The sequence below is a fragment of the Curtobacterium sp. MCPF17_047 genome, from assembly GCF_003234045.1.
Classification (GTDB): Bacteria; Actinomycetota; Actinomycetes; order Actinomycetales; family Microbacteriaceae; genus Curtobacterium.
In genome coordinates this window covers 129,330-144,973 of the sequence record NZ_QKSF01000007.1, presented here as the reverse complement: position 1 = coordinate 144,973, position 15,644 = coordinate 129,330, and the positions used below count along the sequence as shown (strand labels likewise).

Below are 15,644 nucleotides of genomic sequence, written 5' to 3'. Positions count from 1 at the left end.
GGCCGGGAGGCCCGACCAGCGTCAGCCGATCGCCTCGCGCCAGGCGCGCTCCAGTCCGGCACGATCGAGCAGCGACGACGGTCGGACCTCGAGGTCGTCGGCGACGAAGTAGAACACCGCGTCGACGTCCTCGATCGGCCGACCGGTGAACTCCGCGTACGCGACGCGGTACAGCGCGAGCTGCAACTGCCGGCGGTCCAGGTCGTCCGCACCGCTCGGGGCCTTGCCGGTCTTCCAGTCGACGACCTCGATGCGTCCGTCGATCTCGTAGACGGCGTCGAGCTTGCAGACGACGCTGTGCCCGAGGAACGGGATGTGGATCTCGCGCTCGACCTCGACCGGGGTCAGCCCCGCCCACCGTGAGCGGGCGAAGGTGTCCTGGAAGTCGGCCAGCCGTCGGGCGTCGTCGTCGCTCACCGGGACCTCACCAGCGGAGGCCGGACCGCCTGCGGTCGTCTCATCCGGATCGGCGTCGAGTTCGCCGTCCCACGCGTCGAACCCGCCGTCCCATCCGCCGAGCGCCGCCGGCGCCCCACCCCGTGCGCGCTGCTCGACCCACTGGTGGAACAGGGTGCCGAGGCGCGTCGCGCGGTACGGCCGCTCGGGCATCGGCCGACGCAGCCGCTCGGCCACCCGGTCCGGTTCGCCGAGGTAGTCCTTGAAGCCGGACGCCGGTACCCGGTGCGGGACGACGACCTGGTGCGCGGCCGACCGGGAGGCCCGGCGTTCCGCCAGCAGCAGCTCGATGTCCGCGGCGTAGCGACCGGCGGCACCGGGGTTCGCGTTCCGGACCCGGTCGGCGGCGGCGAGCACACGGGGCCCGCGGGAGCCGAAGGGCACGTGCGGCCACGTCTGCGACGCGCCCTGGTCCCCGAGCGGGTTCGTCTCGTGCGCGGTGCCGTCCGGGATGCGGCCCGCGTCGAGCACTCCGGCGTCGACCAGGTCGTGCAGGTACCGGCTCGGTGCGGTCGGCTTCACGCCGGTCGACCACGACGACCCGCTGACGAGCAGCTCGTGCTTCGCCCGGGTCAGCGCGACGTAGGTGAGGCGGCGTTCCTCGTCCTCGTTCCGGGCCTTGACCTCGTCCTTGAAGGCGTCGATCGCGTCGACCACGTCCTTCTGGGTCTCCTGCCCGCGCCAGTGCAGGCGGGGCAGTTCGTCGGCGTCGCCGCGGAACTCGTACGGCAGCCGACCGAAGCCGAGCCAGCCGGTCGAGCCCTCCTGTGGCCGGGCCGGCAGTCCGCCCTCGACCATGCGGGGCACGGCGACGGCGTCCCACTCGAGCCCCTTCGACCCGTGGATGGTGAGGATCTGGACGGTGCCGCCCTCGGGTTCCTCGGACCGCGGCCCCATGTCGTCGCGACGGGCGGCGGCGTCGATCCACCCGAGGAACGCCCCGAGGTCGGCCCGGTCGTCGGTCTGCACGAAGCCGCTGAGCTCGTCGACGAAGGCGTCGAGGTACGCCGAGCCGCCCTGCTCGTGCGCGGTGACCTCGATGTCCAGCCGCATCTCCTGCACGACGAGCGTGACGAAGTCGACCAGGTCGCCGCCGGCACGGGCTCGCAACGAGGACAGCTGCGCCCCGAGGGCCCGCATGCGCTCCCGTCCGGCCGGGCTGATGTCGGCGAGCGCGGAGTGGTCGTCCGGTGCGGTCGTGACGAAGTCGAGGGCGTCGACGACGGACCCGTGCTCCCCCGCCGCGACCGATGCCCGGAACGCCGCCGTGACCTCGTCGTCGAGCCGTCGGTGCGTGTGGTCGCGGCCGAACAGCCAGCGGGCCAGGCCGTGCAACGCGACGATGTCCGCTGCCCCGATCCGCCACCGGGCACCGGCGAGCAACCGGATGAGGTCGTTGCCCGCGGCCGGGTCGTGCAGCACGCGGAGGCACGCCACCAGGTCGACGATCTCCGGTCGCTGCAGCAGTCCGCCGGTCCCGAGCACGTGGTACGGCACGGCCCGGACCCCGAGCGCCGCCGTGAAGGCGGACAGGTCCTTCCGGGCACGGAGCAGCAGCGCCATCGACCCGCCGGGGTTCCGCGTCCGGTGGTCCGCGAACCAGGCGGCCACCGCGTCGGCCTCTTCGGGCAGGGTCTCCGGGAACACCGCGCTGACCGTGCCGCGATCGGCGCCGGGCCGCGGTGCGAGGCGTTCCACCTGGACCTCGGACGCGCTCGAGAGCGGCTCGACGACGGCGTTCGCGGCGGCGAGCACGTCGACCGGGTTCCGCCAGCTGGTCGACAGGGCGTAGGTGACGACCGGGTCGCCCGAGGCGTCCCCGAAGTCGGCGGGGAAGCGCGCGAGGTTCGCGGCACTCGCGCCGCGGAAGCCGTAGATGGACTGGTGCGGGTCCCCGACCGCCATCACCGGGTGGTCCCGGAACAGCCGTGCCAGGAACCGGGTCTGCACGACCGAGGTGTCCTGGTACTCGTCGAGCAGCACCACGGCGAACCGCGAGCGCAGGTCGGCGGCCACCCGCGGAGCAGCGTCGGCGGCGGCGAGCGCCAGGGCGATCTGGTCGGAGAACTCGACGAACCCGCGGTCGACCTTCTGGCGGCGGAACTCCTCGACCAGGTCGGCGAGCGGCTCCAGGGACCCGACCGCGGCGACGGCGTCCGTGACGGCCCGGTAGGGCGTGCCGCGGCTCGAGCCGGGCAGCTCGAGCAGCTCCCCGAAGTCGATCGAGAAGCGGCGGAGGTCGGCCGGGTCGACGAGGTGCTCGGACGCCGCCCCGGCGAGCGCGACGACCGCGGCGGTGATCGTGTCGACGTTGCGGTCGAGGCCCACCAGCCGGTCGTCACGCGCGCTGACGACGACCCGTCGGGCGAGCTGCCACGCGGAGGGTTCGGTGAGCACCTGGGATTCGCCGTCCCGCCCGACGAGCAGGGCGTTCTCACGGAAGACGGCGTTCGCGAAGGCGTTGTAGGTGGACACGGTCGGGGCGAGGAAGGCGTCCCCGGCCTCGATGAGCCCGGCGTCCTCGAGCGCACCGATCCGGTCGTTGATGCGGACGCCGAGCTCCCCGGCGGCCTTCCGGGTGAAGGTCAGCCCGAGCACCTGGTCAGGCTGCACGAACCCGTTCGCGAGCAGCCAGACGACGCGGGAGGCCATCGTCTCGGTCTTCCCACTGCCGGCACCCGCGACGACGAGGGCCGGGGCGAGCGGCGACTCGATCACGGCGCGCTGCTGCTCGGTCGGCCGGGGCTTGCCGAGGGCGTCGGCGATCTCGTCGGCCCCGTACCGGCGGCGGGCCGGGCGCGCATCCGGCACCGCGCCTCCGGTCGGTGCGGACGCGGGGGCCGCAGCCGAGGACGCTGCGACGGACGCAGCCGTCTCGTCCACCGTGGTCTCGTCGCTCACCAGGTGACCTCCCCCACCACGTGGATCCGGCACTCGGTGCCGGTGCGTGCCCGGTCGCAGTGGTCGTCGACGTTGGCCAGGAACGTCCGTCCCGCCATGCCGCGTGCCACGGTGTGCAGGCGTTCCCGGTAGGCCTCGCGTGACTCCGGGTCGAGGGCCCGCTGCGTCCGCTCGGAGTACGCGTGCGCGCCCTTCGGGTTCTGCACGAACACGAGCCGGGCGTCCGTGGTCTCCGCACCCTCCGGCACCCCCTCGACCGCCCCGTCCGCGACGGCGAGCTGGTAGGCAGCGAGCTGCGGGTGTCCGGGCATGTCGTTCTTCTCGCTCGGCATGGACCGTCCGGTCTTCAGGTCGACGATGCTGATCCGGCCGTCGGGGTCGACCTCGATGCGGTCGATGCTCCCACGGACCCGGGCCGGCCCGGTCACGAGCGCGAACGAGGCCTCGGCCCCGAGCACCCGTCGCCCCGCGCTGGCGAAGGTGCGCAGGTAGTCGCTGAGGCCCTCGATCATCCGTCGGGTGCGCGCGCGCTCGCGGTCCGCGACCCACGGCGACTCGAAGCTCAACTCGTCCCAGCGTTCCTCGACCCGGTGCCACAGCGACTCGACGTCCACGTCGGTGGCGTGCTCCATCGCCTCGTGCACGATCGTGCCGATGCCCATCGCCGGGCTCGGCGCACCGCCGCCGAACGTCTGCGCGAACCAGTGCACCGGGCACTCCTCGAAGGTGCCGATCCGGGAGGGCGACACCGCCACCGTCGGCGGGACCGGCTCGTCACCGTCCTCGGGCACCACCGGTTCGGCAGCCAGGTCGACGAGGGGCGCGTCCGTCGTCGGTTCGACGATGCCGTACCAGTCGTCGGGGGCCGCGCCGGGCACGTCCTCGGCCGCGAGCCGGGCCAACGCGGAGGCCGCCTCGTGGTCCCCGGTCGCCACCACCCGGCGGCGGAGTGACCCGGCGAGCCCGCGCAGCGACAGCGGGTGCGCCGACGGTTGCCGGTCCGGCGGCACAGGCACCAGCCGCACGAAGGGCGAGGGTGACTCGTCGTCGTTCGCGACCGTGGCGATGACGACCTGCGTCGTCGCGCGGGACACCGCCCGCACGAACAGGCGCAGTTCGTCACCGATCACCGCGGCGCGGTCGTCCGTCGGCGAGTGCGGGATCCCCGCCGCCGCCCGCACCAGCCCGTCGGGGTCGAGCAGGCTGCCGCGGACGCGGGTGTTCGGCCAGACGCCGTCCTGGAGGCCCGTCACCACCACGACGTCGCACTCCAGTCCGACGGTGGCCGAGGGGGTCAGCACGCGGACCCGTCCGGCGGTCCGGTCCGGCCCGATGGAGTCCTCCGGCAGGTCGGCACCGAGGAGGTCGTCGACGAACACCCGGGCGGGGGCGTCCGGCGTCCGTTCGACGAAGCGCTTGGCGGCGGTGAACAGCCCGACGACCGCGTCGAGGTGCCGGTCCGCCTCGGCCGCGCCGACCCCGCCGGCGACGGACTGCGACCGCCACACACCGGCCAGACCGCTGCGTTCCCAGAGGCCCCAGAGGATCTCCTCGATGCTCGCACCCGACTCGGCGTCCTGCCGTGCGGTCACGAAGCTCGTCGCGAGCCGCATCGCACGTCGGGCGAAGGCGGCGTCGATCGTGGCCAGGCGTTCCGGGGCGCCCAGCGCGTCGACGAGCAGTTCGTCGGCCGTGCGGGTCCCGCCACCGGCCAGCTCCTCTCGGCGGAGCGCCAGGCGGAGCCGACGGATCGCCAGGGTGTCGAGCCCTCCCAGCGGCCCGGTCGCGAAGGACGTCGCCAGGTCGGCGTCGAGCGGCACGACCCCGAGCGCGACGGCGGCGGCGTCGACCAGCGTCCGGGACGCCGTGTCGTCACGCGGACGGGTCGGCGCGGCGCCGGCCGTGGCGGGGACCTCCGCCACCGAGAGCGCCCGGACCAGTTCGGGGATCGCCGCACCGCTGCGGGTGACGACGACCATCCGGTGCCACGGGACGCCGTCGAGCAGCCGGTGTTCGCGGAGGCGTCTCGCCACCGCGGCCACCATCGCGGAACGGCTGGGTGCTTCGAGGTGCAGGACCGCGTCGGAGCGGCCACGGGCCTCCCGGGCGAGGGCTGCACGCTGGCGACCGGCGGCGGCCGTGCCGATGCGCCCGGTGATGCCGGTGACCAGCGCGCGGACCGGCGCGGCGTGCCGGTGCACGGTGCCGAGCACGATCTCCTGCACGTGCGCGACCCCGAGGCGCGGGCCGAGCCGGCCGAGCACGTCGGGCACACCGCCGCGGAACGCGGAGGCGGCGATGTCGGGGTCGCCGAACGCCACCACCTGCACACCGGAGCGGGCCAGGGCGCCGAGCAGCGCGATCTCGCCCTCGACCAGTTCCTGCACGTCGTCGACGACCACCAGGCGCAGTGCGGCGACGGCCGGTGGCAGTTCGCCGCGGAGCACGGCTGCCGTGGCGAAGGCGACGAGTTCGGCGGCGTCGAGGCTCGTCGACCGGAACGCCGTGACGGCCGCCCGGTACTCGTCCACGAAGTCGCCAGCGGCGCGCCACTCGGGGTGTCCGGTGTCGTCGCCGAGCTCCCGCATGTCGTCGGGTTCGATGCCGGCGGCGACCGCCCGCATCATGAGGTCGCGGAGCGCGGTCCGGAAACCCGCACGCTCGCGGACCACCTCGGTGATCGGTGCCGGCCAGTCCGGGCCCGTGCCGTCGAGTTCGTGACCGTCCAGGAGGTCCGCGATGATCCGGTCCTGTTCGCCGCCGGTCAGGAGGGTCGGTGCGTCCTGCCCCTGTGCGGCCGCCGCGTGCGCGACCACCTGGAAGGCGAGGGAGTTGACCGTGCGGGCCAGGGCGCCCGGCGTGACCCGGTCCACCGCGGCGGCCAGACGGTCACGGAGCGCGGTCGCGGCGACGCGCGCCGACGTGAGCGCGAGGACGGTCGCGTGCCCTGCCGGGTCGACGGCACCGGGGCGGGTGTACCGATCGGCCACCAGTCGGGTCAACGTGCTCGTCTTGCCGGTCCCCGGGGCGCCGATGACCGCCGCGTGCACCCCGTCGGGCAGGGTCAGCACGGCCTGCTGCGCCGGGTCGTCGACCAGTGCGCGCGCGACCGAGCCGAGGTCCGGCGCGGGCATCAGGGTGGTCGGTGGCACGCTCGTACGGTACCCACCGCGGCCGACATCGCGGCCCGCCCGCGCCGGGCTGTGGATGCCCTCGTCGGCCCGCGGCGAACGCCTCGTGCGCCCGCGGCGAACGCTCGGGGCCGGCCGGTGGCGCTCGACTAGGGTGAGGTCGTGGACATCAAGATCGGCATCATCAACAGCCCCCGCGAGATCGGTTTCGAGACGGCACAGACCGCCGACGAGATCGAGACCGCCGTGTCGGACGCCCTCGCAGCCAAGGCGACGCACATCTCCCTCAAGGACGACAAGGGCCGCCGTTTCATCGTGCCGGTCGCATCGCTCGCGTACGTCGAGGTGGGCTCGGAAGAGTCCCGCCGCATCGGCTTCTTCGCCTGACGCTCCCCGCATGGAGCTCCTCTTCGCCGTCCTCGGCGGGATCCTCCTGGGGGCGGTCGCCCACGTGGTCGTGCCCTGGCGCACGACCCGCGGGGTGCTGATCGGCCCCGTGGTCGGCGGCATCGTCGCGGCCGTCCTGTGGGAGGTCCTGACCTGGGCCGGTTGGTCGTACGGCGGGACGTGGATCTGGGTCGTCGCCCTGGTGGGCGCCGGCGTCGTCGCGCTCGTCGTCGAGGTCGTGTTCGGCCGTCGCCGCAGCGCGGCCGACGAGGCGCACTACGAGCGGATGGTCAAGCAGGGGGCCTGAGGTACTCCTGCGTCGACCTGTCGCGGCGCTGGCAGATCGCTGTGTCGACCTGTTGCGGCGCTGGCGGATCGCTGTGGTGGGGCCGGACTGTTGCCACCGGGCCGCTCAGGCCGTCAAGCCGAGCGCGTCCATCCGGCGCGTGTGCGCGGCGATGAGTTCGGTCCAGACCGGCTCGAGCCGCTCCTGGTCCTCCCGAGCATGGGACGCCAGCGCCGACCGGGCGACCAACAGCGTGTCACCCACGAGCCGCCGGCCCCACATCGCCAGACGGGACGCCACCACGGGGTCCTCGTCGATGCGGGCGGTGAGTTCCTCGACCACGGCGGGCTCTTCCCGGGTGTCGAACACCGTGCGCAGGCGCTGCCGGACGTCGATCGGCAGCGAGCGCAGCAGGTTCGCGAACAGGTCGTTGAGGATGCCGGCGGTGACGTACCCCGTGAGCATCGACTCGTACCAGTCCGCACCGCTCGTGCGCTCGAGGAAGCGGTCGATCGCGTCCCGGTGCGGGGCCATCAGATCGGCCGGCTCCTTGCCGCCACGCTCGATCTCGGCCACGATGGCACGGTGCCGCTCGAGAGCGGTCGTCGCGAGCACCCCGGTGACCAGACGGCCCGAGAGCGTCGGCGCACCGGCGCCGGCACGGCCCATGGTCTCGTACAGCGACAGCTGCAGGTAGGCGGCCTGGCCGAGGTAGACGTCCAGCTCCGGGCTGACGTCGTCCAGCTGCAGACGCTCGACGGTCCCGCTGCGCGGGTTCCGCGACGCGAGCCAGGCTGCAGCGAGCTGCCCAGCACGCTTCCGGTTCCACCACGACACCACCCGCCCAGCATACGGGTCGGGTGATCCCCCTCCGGCACGTCGGTAGACTGGCCCGGACTCCTCCCCACGAACAGGGTGAACTTCTTGACTTTCTCAGAACTCCAGATCGAGCAGGACATCGTCGATGCGCTCGCGAGCAAGGGCATCATCGAGCCCTTCCCGATCCAGCAGCAGACGATCCCGCTCGCCCTGACCGGCCAGGACATCATCGGTCAGGCCAAGACCGGCACCGGCAAGACCTTCGGGTTCGGCCTGCCGCTGATCCAGCGCATCGGCGCCGACCCCGCACCGGGTGTGAAGGCGCTCGTCGTCGTCCCGACCCGTGAGCTCGCAGTGCAGGTGAGCGAGGACCTCGAGTCCGCGATGGTCAACCGTCCGACGAAACTGGTCTCCATCTACGGCGGCAAGGCGTACGAGGGCCAGGTCGAGCAGCTCAAGGCCGGCGCGCAGATCGTCGTCGGCACGCCCGGGCGTCTCATCGACCTGCAGCGGCAGCGCCTGCTCGACCTCTCGCACGTGCAGGAGATCGTCCTCGACGAGGCAGACCGCATGCTCGACCTCGGGTTCCTGTCCGACATCGAGCGCATCTTCCAGGCGGTCCCCGAGGTCCGGCACACGATGCTCTTCTCGGCCACGATGCCGGCACCGATCGTCGCGCTCGCCCGCCGCTTCATGTCGCGTCCGGTGCACATCCGCGCGACGGACCCCGACGAGGGTCTGATGCAGGCGAACATCAAGCACGTCATCTACCGCGCCCACTCCCTGGACAAGGACGAGGTCATCGCCCGCATCCTGCAGGCCGAGGGTCGCGGCAAGACCGTCATCTTCACCCGCACGAAGCGCGCCGCCGCCCGCATCGTCGAGGAGCTGAAGGACCGCGGCTTCAACGCCGCCGCCGTCCACGGTGACCTCAACCAGGAGCAGCGCGAGCGCGCGATGGCCGCCTTCAAGGCCGGCAAGCGCGACGTCCTCATCGCGACGGACGTCGCCGCCCGCGGCATCGACGTGGACGACGTCACGCACGTCATCAACCACACGATCCCGGACGACCCGGACACGTACCTGCACCGCGCCGGCCGCACCGGTCGTGCGGGCAAGACCGGCATCGCGGTCACGTTCGTGGACTGGGACGACCTGCACAAGTGGACGCTGATCGACAAGGCACTCGAGTTCGGCATCCCCGAGCCCGTCGAGACCTACTCGTCGTCGCCGCACCTGTTCACCGACCTGGACATCCCGGCCGGCACCAAGGGCCGCCTGCCCGGCACCACGTCGCACGCGGCGACCGCCGGTACCGAGAAGTCGTCCGCCAGCTCGCGGTCGGGCTCCGGCTCCGGCTCGCGTTCCGGCAGCGCCGGTGAGTCCCGGTCGCGCAACCGCAGCCGGTCCGCCGGTTCCGAGCAGTCCGGCTCGCGTCGCACCTCGGGTGACCGTCCGGCGGCGGAGCGCACTGGTCCCGCCGAGGACGTCACCGTCCAGGCAGCCACGCAGGCCGCCACCACCCCGGGCGACGGTGCGCCGTCCTCCCCCGCCGGTGACGAGTCGGGCGACGGCACGCAGAAGCGTCGCCGCCGTCGTCGCCGTCGTGGCGGCAGCGGCTCGTCCGAGGCGACCGCCTCGAGCCCGCAGGGTTCCTCGGACGGCGAGTAGCGCCTCCAGACCGATCGGCCCCGTCACCCCGGTGACGGGGCCGTCGTCGTTCCCGGGCCCGCTGGCGGCTCGGCGGCGGTGTGGTGCGCGAAAGCGACAGATCCGCGCCGGTTTCCTCGCGCGATCTGTCGCTTCCGCGTCTCCGTCGCGCACCGCGCCGCCGGACGGGAGGCCCGGGGCCGGTCCCGCAGGACCGGGTCAGGCCACGCGCGTCAGGTCGGGCGCGTCAGGTCGGGCGCGTCAGAACAGGCGCGAGCCCGGGCCGACGACGGGCGCGCTGCCGGTCGCCTGCTCGACGATCGCGTCGAACGAACGACGTGCCGTGCGGTGCTCGCCGAGGCGGTTCGGCTTGCCCTCGCCGTGGTAGTCGCTCGACCCTGTGACGACGAGCCCGAACTGCGCGGTCCAGTCCAGGAGCGTCCGCTTGCCGTGCGCCTGGTTCTCGCGGTGGTCGACCTCGAGACCGGCGAGACCCGCGTCGACGAGCTCGCGGAGCATCGGCTCGTCGATCACGATCCCGCGCGAGGACGCCGCCGGGTGCGCGATCACGGGGACACCACCAGCTGCACGGATCAGCTCGACACCACGCAGCGGGGTCGGGGCCTCGTGCGGCTCGTAGTAGCCGGAGGACGGGTGCAGGATGCCACGGAACGCCGCACTGCGATCGGTCTCGAGGCCGAGTCGGACCAGGGCGTCGGCGATGTGCGGGCGACCGATCGTCGCCCCCTCGCTCGACTCGGCCAGGACGTCGTCCCAGGTGATCGGGTGGTCGCGGCCGATGGCGTCGACCATGCTGCGGGCGCGGGTCAGGCGGCCGTCGCGGATCGCGGTGGTCTCGGCGACCAGGCCCGGGTCCTGCGGGTCGACCAGGTAGCCGAGGACGTGCACGCTCCGCCAGCCGATCCGGGTGCTGAGCTCCAGCCCTGGCACCAGCGTCATCGGGAGCTGCCGGACCGCTTCGGTCGCCTCGTGCCACCCCGCGGTGGTGTCGTGGTCGGTCAGGGCGACGCCGTCGAGGCCGCTGGCCGCCGCAGCCCGGACGAGGTCCGCCGGGCGCTCGGTGCCGTCGGAGACGCTCGAGTGAGCGTGCAGGTCGATGAACGGATCAGGCACGCCGCAATGCTATCCACAGGTCACCAGCCGGTCGGACGCCGTTCACAGACGCGGGTCGGCCACGAGGGTCCGGCCGACATGAGCGCGGTCGACTCCGGCGGGGAGCGTGTGCGGACGGTGGCGCCGGAGCCTGATCGGTGGAGCGGTGGGATGATGGGACGCATGGCCGACACCACTCCCCGCGCGACGAGCAACCGCTCCACCACTCCCGGCTCGTCCGTCTTCAAGGACCACATCGCGTCGAACTGGGCGGAGCGCGAGCGTCCGCTCCCGGCGCCCCGTGAACAGTCCGCCTTCGCTGCCGCGCGTCGTGCGCGGCTCTCCGAGCTGCACACCGGCCGGACGCTCGTCATCCCCGCCGGGCAGGCGAAGGTCCGCTCGAACGACTGCGACTACCCGTTCCGCCCGCACTCCGCCTTCGCGCACCTGACCGGGTGGGGCACGGACACCGTCGTCGGTTCCGTGCTGGTCCTCACGCCGAACGGCAGCGGACACGACGCCACGCTCTACTTCCGTGCGACCGCCGGCCGCGACTCCGAGGAGTTCTACGCCAACCCCGAGATCGGCGAGTTCTGGGTCGGCCCGCGCCCCTCCCTGCCCGAGGTCGCCGCCGACCTCGGACTGGCGACGGCCGACCTCGGGGAACTCGACGGCGTCCTCGACGGGCTCGACGCCTCGGTGCTGGTCGTCCGCGACGCCGACACCGAGTTCACGCGCGCGCTCGACGAGCGTCTGGGTGCAACGGTCGGCGGCGCCGAGGAGCAGGCCGACGCCCCGGCGACGGCGGACGTGCTCTCCCGCGACCTGTCCGAACTCCGCCTGGTGAAGGACGCGTACGAGGTCAACGAGCTGCGCAAGGCCGTCGACGCCACGCAGCACGGCTTCGACGACGTGATCGCCGACTTCGACGCCGTCCTGGCGCACCCCCGCGGTGAGCGCATCGTCGAGGGCACCTTCAACCGCCGTGCCCGCGCCGACGGCAACACGGTCGGCTACGACACGATCGCGGCTGCCGGCCACCACGCGTGCATCCTGCACTGGACGCGGAACGACGGCGCCGTGCAGCCGGGCGACCTCATCCTCATCGACGCCGGGGTCGAGGTCGACTCGTTCTACACGGCCGACATCACCCGCACGCTGCCGGTCAGCGGCACGTTCTCCCCCGTGCAGCGGATGGTCTACGAGGCCGTCCTGGAGGCTGCCGACGCGGCGTTCGCGATCGTCAAGCCCGGCATCACCTTCCGTGAGGTCCACGCGACCGCCATGGAGGTCATCGCCCGGAAGACGGCCGAGTGGGGCTTCCTGCCGGTCTCCGCCGACGAGTCGCTGCTGCCGGAGAACCAGTTCCACCGCCGCTACATGGTGCACGGCACGAGCCACCACCTCGGTCTCGACGTGCACGACTGCGCCAAGGCCCGGCGTGAGATGTACCTCGACGGCATCGTGCAGCCCGGCATGGTCTTCACGATCGAGCCCGGGCTGTACTTCCAGCAGGACGACCTGACCGTGCCAGAGGAGTTCCGCGGCATCGGTGTCCGCATCGAGGACGACGTCCTGGTGACCGAGGACGGTGCCGAGAACCTCTCGGTGCACATCCCCCGGACCCCCTCGGAAGTGGAGGGGTGGATCGCCCGCACTCCGCGCTAGCCTGGGCCTCGTGAGCGCTGAAGCCCCCTCGAGCACCTTCCTGATCGACGTCGAGCACTTCGACTCGCCCGACGCACAGCGGTTGCGTGCAGCCCAGCGCATCGAGATCGACAGCACGTACGGCGCGGACACGGAGCCCGGCCCGAAGCCGACGGCGGAATCGATCGCGGTGTTCTTCGTCGCGCGTGACGGTGACGGCACCCCGGTGGGCTGCGGCGGTCTGCGGATCGTCGACGACGGCATCGCCGAGGTGAAGCGGATGTACGTGCGGACGGAGTCCCGCGGATCCGGTGTCGCGGCCGCCATGCTGCGTCGGCTGGAAGAGGCGGCGCTCGACCTCGGCTCGCCGGCGCTGGTCCTCGAGACCGGCAGCGAGCAGAAGCGAGCGATCGCGTTCTACGAGCGTGAGGGGTTCAGCCGCATCGCGGCATTCGGCCCCTACGTCGGCGCCGACCGCTCGGTCTGCTACTCGAAGATCCTCTGATCGGCGGGTGCCGACCAACAGGCACCGAGCAGTAGGCAACGAGCAGTAGGCAACGAGCAGTAGGCACTGGCTAGCAGGGGCCGGGCAGCGGGCCCTGGACTCGGTTCGCCCGGAACCGAGGAGGGGCTCCCGGACCATCTGGTCCGGGAGCCCCTCCTCGTCAGTGTGGGTGCTGGTCAGTCGCGGCGTTCGTCCTCGCGACGAGCCTGGTCCGTGTCGTCCGTCGCACGCTCACCGGTCTGCGCCTCGGACTCGGGAGCGGCGGTCCGCTCGCCGTAGCGGGGGCCGTCGTTCGTGCCGTACTGGGCCGAACCCTCGGGGCGCTGCGGCGGGTTCGCGCCGCGGTCACCGGAGGCATCGCGGGCGGCACCGTCGTTCGTGCCGTACCGCGGGCCTCCCGTCGATCCCCGGCGAGCGTCGTCGGCGGGAGCCCGGCGAGTGGAGTCGTCGTCCGTCCCGTAGCGGGGACCGTCGTTGGTGCCGTACCGGGGACGGCCGTCCGGCGTCGGTGCCGCCTGCTGGCCGGTGCCCGGCTGCTGGTGCGGCGTCGCGTGGCCGCCGTAGGGTGAGCCCTGCTGGCCCTGCTGGCCCTGCTGGCCGTACTCGCCGTACTGCGGAGCACGGCCCTGCGTCGGCGCGCCCTGGCCGGGACCGCCCTGCGGAGCACCACCCGGCCCGGCACCGGGACGCCACGGCTGCTGGCCGACCTGACCCTGCTGGCCGTACTGGCCCTGCTGGCCCTGCTGGCCGACCTGACCCTGCTGGCCGTACTGCCCCGGCTGCCCGCCCTGCTTGGGGTTCCCGGCACCCGGCTGGTCCCACGCCGTGTGCTGGATCGCGCCGGCCTGCCCGAGGATGCGCTGCGCCTCCCCGGAGAGCTGCGGCTCGACGACGATCTGGTAGTTCGTGGCGAGGACCTGGTGGACGCTCGTGAAGTCGCGCTGTCGCTTGGTGATGGCGAACGAGACGATGCCGTAGAGCATGCCGAAGCCCGCACCGATGACGGCCGCGGCGGCGAAGAGCCCGCCGGCCGACGGTGAGAAGAGGGTGAGGACGATGCCGAAGAAGAACCCGAGCCAGAGCCCGGAGAGCGCGCCAGCGAGGGCCGCGCGGCCGTAGGTCATCTTCCCGGTGACGCGTTCGACGGTCTTCAGGTCATTGCCGACGATGGCCAGCTTCGCGACCGGGAAGTCCGCTTCGGCGAGCTTCGCGACCACGCGCTGTGCTTCGGGGTAGCTGTCGTAGGTGCCGAGGACGTCACCGCGGGGCAGCGTGGGGAACGCCTGTGCCGTGCGGCCGCCGAAGGGGCTCTGAGTGCTCACACAGTCATCATCCACCGGGCTCCTTGCGATCACACGAGAACCACCAGGGAAGGGGCGGCGAGCGCGCCGGGGCGAGCGACTACGCTGGACGGGTGAGCGCCTCGAAGGTCTTCGTCGCCCGCTTGGCCGGGTGCTCCGTCTTCGACCCCGCGGGCGATCGGGTGGGCCGGGTCCGGGACGTCCTGGTCGTCTACCGCCGGGTCGACGCCCCGCAGGTCGTCGGGTTGATCGTCGAGGTCCCCGGCAAGCGCCGGATCTTCGTCAGCATCGGCCGGATCACCTCGATCGGCGCCGGGCAGGTCATCACGACGGGCCTGGTCAACATGCGCCGCTTCGAGCAGCGCGGTGGTGAGGTCCGGGTGATCGCGGAGATCCTCGGCCGCAAGGTGCTCATCAAGAAGGAGCAGATCCGCGCCACGATCGAGGACGTCGCAATCGAGGACCACGGGCAGGGCGACTGGTCGATCGCGCAGCTCTTCCTCCGCAAGCCGAAGACCACGCCGTCGCCGTTCGGCAAGGGTCCGACGACCTTCGCCGCCTGGAACGAGGTCACCGAGGACGAGCTGCCGGGTGAGTCGCAGTCGGCCGAACACGTGATCGCCGCCTACTCGGACCTGGTGCCCGCCGACCTGGCCTCGACCCTGCTCGACCTGCCGTCCGAGCGACGCTTCGAGGTCGCCGAGGAACTGCCGGACAACCGTCTGGCCGACGTCCTCGAGGAGATGCCTGACCAGGAGCGGATCGAGATCCTCTCGGCGCTCCGTGACTCCCGTGCCGCCGACGTCCTCGACCAGATGCAGCCCGACGACGCCGCCGACCTGCTGGCGCAGCTGCCGGCCGAGCGCAGCGAAGCCCTCCTCGAGCTCATGGAGCCGGAAGAGGCGCAAGACGTCCGGATGCTGCTCGAGTACGAGCCGGACACCGCGGGCGGTCTGATGACCACCGAGCCGGTGATCCTGTCCGCCGACTCGACCGTCGCCGAGGGTCTCGCCCTGATCCGGCGCCACGAGCTCGCCCCGGTGCTCGGGGCCGCGGTCTGCGTGACGCTGCCGCCGTACGAGCCGCCGACCGGTCGCTTCCTCGGACTGGTGCACTTCCAGCGGATGCTCCGGTACCCGCCGAACGAACGCCTCGGCACCCTGATCGACCAGCAGACCGAGCCGGTCAAGGTCGACGCGAGTGCCGCTGAGGTGACCCGCGTGATGGCGACCTACAACCTCCTGTCCGTCCCCGTGGTCGACGACGCCCACCGACTCGTCGGGGTGGTGACCATCGACGACGTCCTCGACCACGTCCTGCCGGACGACTGGCGGAGTCAGGACGAGGCCGACGCCAACCCGGGCGCGGTCTCGCGCCCCCGCTCACTGACACGCAGAGCACCGCTGGCCTCGGGAAGGAGGACGACTCGTGGCACGCACGGATGAGAA

General features: G+C 72.7%; 11 protein-coding genes. 6 read left to right on the top strand and 5 right to left on the bottom strand.

Features of this window, described 5'->3' with window-relative positions; translation table 11 throughout:
- Positions 1–21 precede the first annotated feature (21 nt).
- Positions 22–3,357 carry an ATP-dependent DNA helicase gene (locus DEJ33_RS09145; protein ID WP_111078654.1) on the bottom strand — a complete coding sequence of 1,112 codons (3,336 nt, stop codon included), beginning with the start codon at positions 3,355–3,357 and terminating at the stop codon, positions 22–24.
- Positions 3,354–6,509, bottom strand: a complete 3,156-nt coding sequence (locus DEJ33_RS09140; RefSeq protein ID WP_146242576.1) for a UrvD/REP family ATP-dependent DNA helicase — start codon at positions 6,507–6,509, stop codon at positions 3,354–3,356. The genes DEJ33_RS09145 and DEJ33_RS09140 overlap by 4 nt, the downstream gene beginning before the upstream one ends.
- 141 nt (positions 6,510–6,650) lie before the next feature.
- On the opposite strand from DEJ33_RS09140, the gene DEJ33_RS09135 reads away from it, so the two are divergent.
- On the top strand, positions 6,651–6,875 hold the full coding sequence (locus tag DEJ33_RS09135; RefSeq protein ID WP_110903262.1) for a DUF3107 domain-containing protein: 225 nt from the start codon (positions 6,651–6,653) through the stop codon (positions 6,873–6,875).
- A 10-nt stretch (positions 6,876–6,885) separates the two neighbouring features.
- Positions 6,886–7,182 carry a hypothetical protein gene (locus tag DEJ33_RS09130; RefSeq protein WP_110903263.1) on the top strand — a complete coding sequence of 99 codons (297 nt, stop codon included), beginning with the start codon at positions 6,886–6,888 and terminating at the stop codon, positions 7,180–7,182.
- Between the two features lie 105 nt (positions 7,183–7,287).
- Here the strand turns inward: DEJ33_RS09130 and DEJ33_RS09125 are convergent, their stop codons facing one another.
- Positions 7,288–8,001: a ferritin-like domain-containing protein gene (locus tag DEJ33_RS09125; RefSeq protein WP_258366129.1), complete on the bottom strand. Its 714-nt coding sequence runs from the start codon at positions 7,999–8,001 to the stop codon at positions 7,288–7,290.
- Between the two features lie 84 nt (positions 8,002–8,085).
- On the opposite strand from DEJ33_RS09125, the gene DEJ33_RS09120 reads away from it, so the two are divergent.
- A complete protein-coding gene (locus DEJ33_RS09120; RefSeq protein ID WP_111194814.1) occupies positions 8,086–9,651 on the top strand; it encodes a DEAD/DEAH box helicase in 1,566 nt (521 codons plus the stop codon).
- A gap of 240 nt (positions 9,652–9,891) precedes the next feature.
- Here DEJ33_RS09120 and DEJ33_RS09115 read toward each other — a convergent pair whose 3' ends face one another.
- Positions 9,892–10,764, bottom strand: coding sequence for a PHP domain-containing protein (locus DEJ33_RS09115; RefSeq protein WP_111194789.1), 873 nt, complete (start codon positions 10,762–10,764; stop codon positions 9,892–9,894).
- A gap of 162 nt (positions 10,765–10,926) precedes the next feature.
- Here DEJ33_RS09115 and DEJ33_RS09110 point away from each other — a divergent pair, with 162 nt between their 5' ends.
- Entirely contained in the window at positions 10,927–12,411 is a 1,485-nt protein-coding gene (locus tag DEJ33_RS09110) for an aminopeptidase P family protein (RefSeq protein ID WP_111194813.1), read from the top strand.
- 10 nt (positions 12,412–12,421) lie between these two features.
- Positions 12,422–12,895, top strand: a complete 474-nt coding sequence (locus tag DEJ33_RS09105; RefSeq protein WP_220034470.1) for a GNAT family N-acetyltransferase — start codon at positions 12,422–12,424, stop codon at positions 12,893–12,895.
- A gap of 176 nt (positions 12,896–13,071) precedes the next feature.
- Here DEJ33_RS09105 and DEJ33_RS09100 read toward each other — a convergent pair whose 3' ends face one another.
- Complete coding sequence (locus DEJ33_RS09100) at positions 13,072–14,217, bottom strand: general stress protein (protein WP_111078651.1); 1,146 nt, start codon at positions 14,215–14,217, stop codon at positions 13,072–13,074.
- A 92-nt stretch (positions 14,218–14,309) separates the two neighbouring features.
- On the opposite strand from DEJ33_RS09100, the gene DEJ33_RS09095 reads away from it, so the two are divergent.
- On the top strand, positions 14,310–15,641 hold the full coding sequence (locus DEJ33_RS09095; protein WP_111078650.1) for a magnesium transporter MgtE N-terminal domain-containing protein: 1,332 nt from the start codon (positions 14,310–14,312) through the stop codon (positions 15,639–15,641).
- The last annotated feature ends 3 nt before the right edge of the window (positions 15,642–15,644 follow it).

Coding starts and splice junctions, on each gene's coding strand:
- DEJ33_RS09130 (WP_110903263.1), top strand. CDS start 6,886: ATGGAGCTCCTCTTCGCCGTCCTCGGCGGGATCCTCCTGGGGGCGGTC.
- DEJ33_RS09110 (WP_111194813.1), top strand. CDS start 10,927: ATGGCCGACACCACTCCCCGCGCGACGAGCAACCGCTCCACCACTCCC.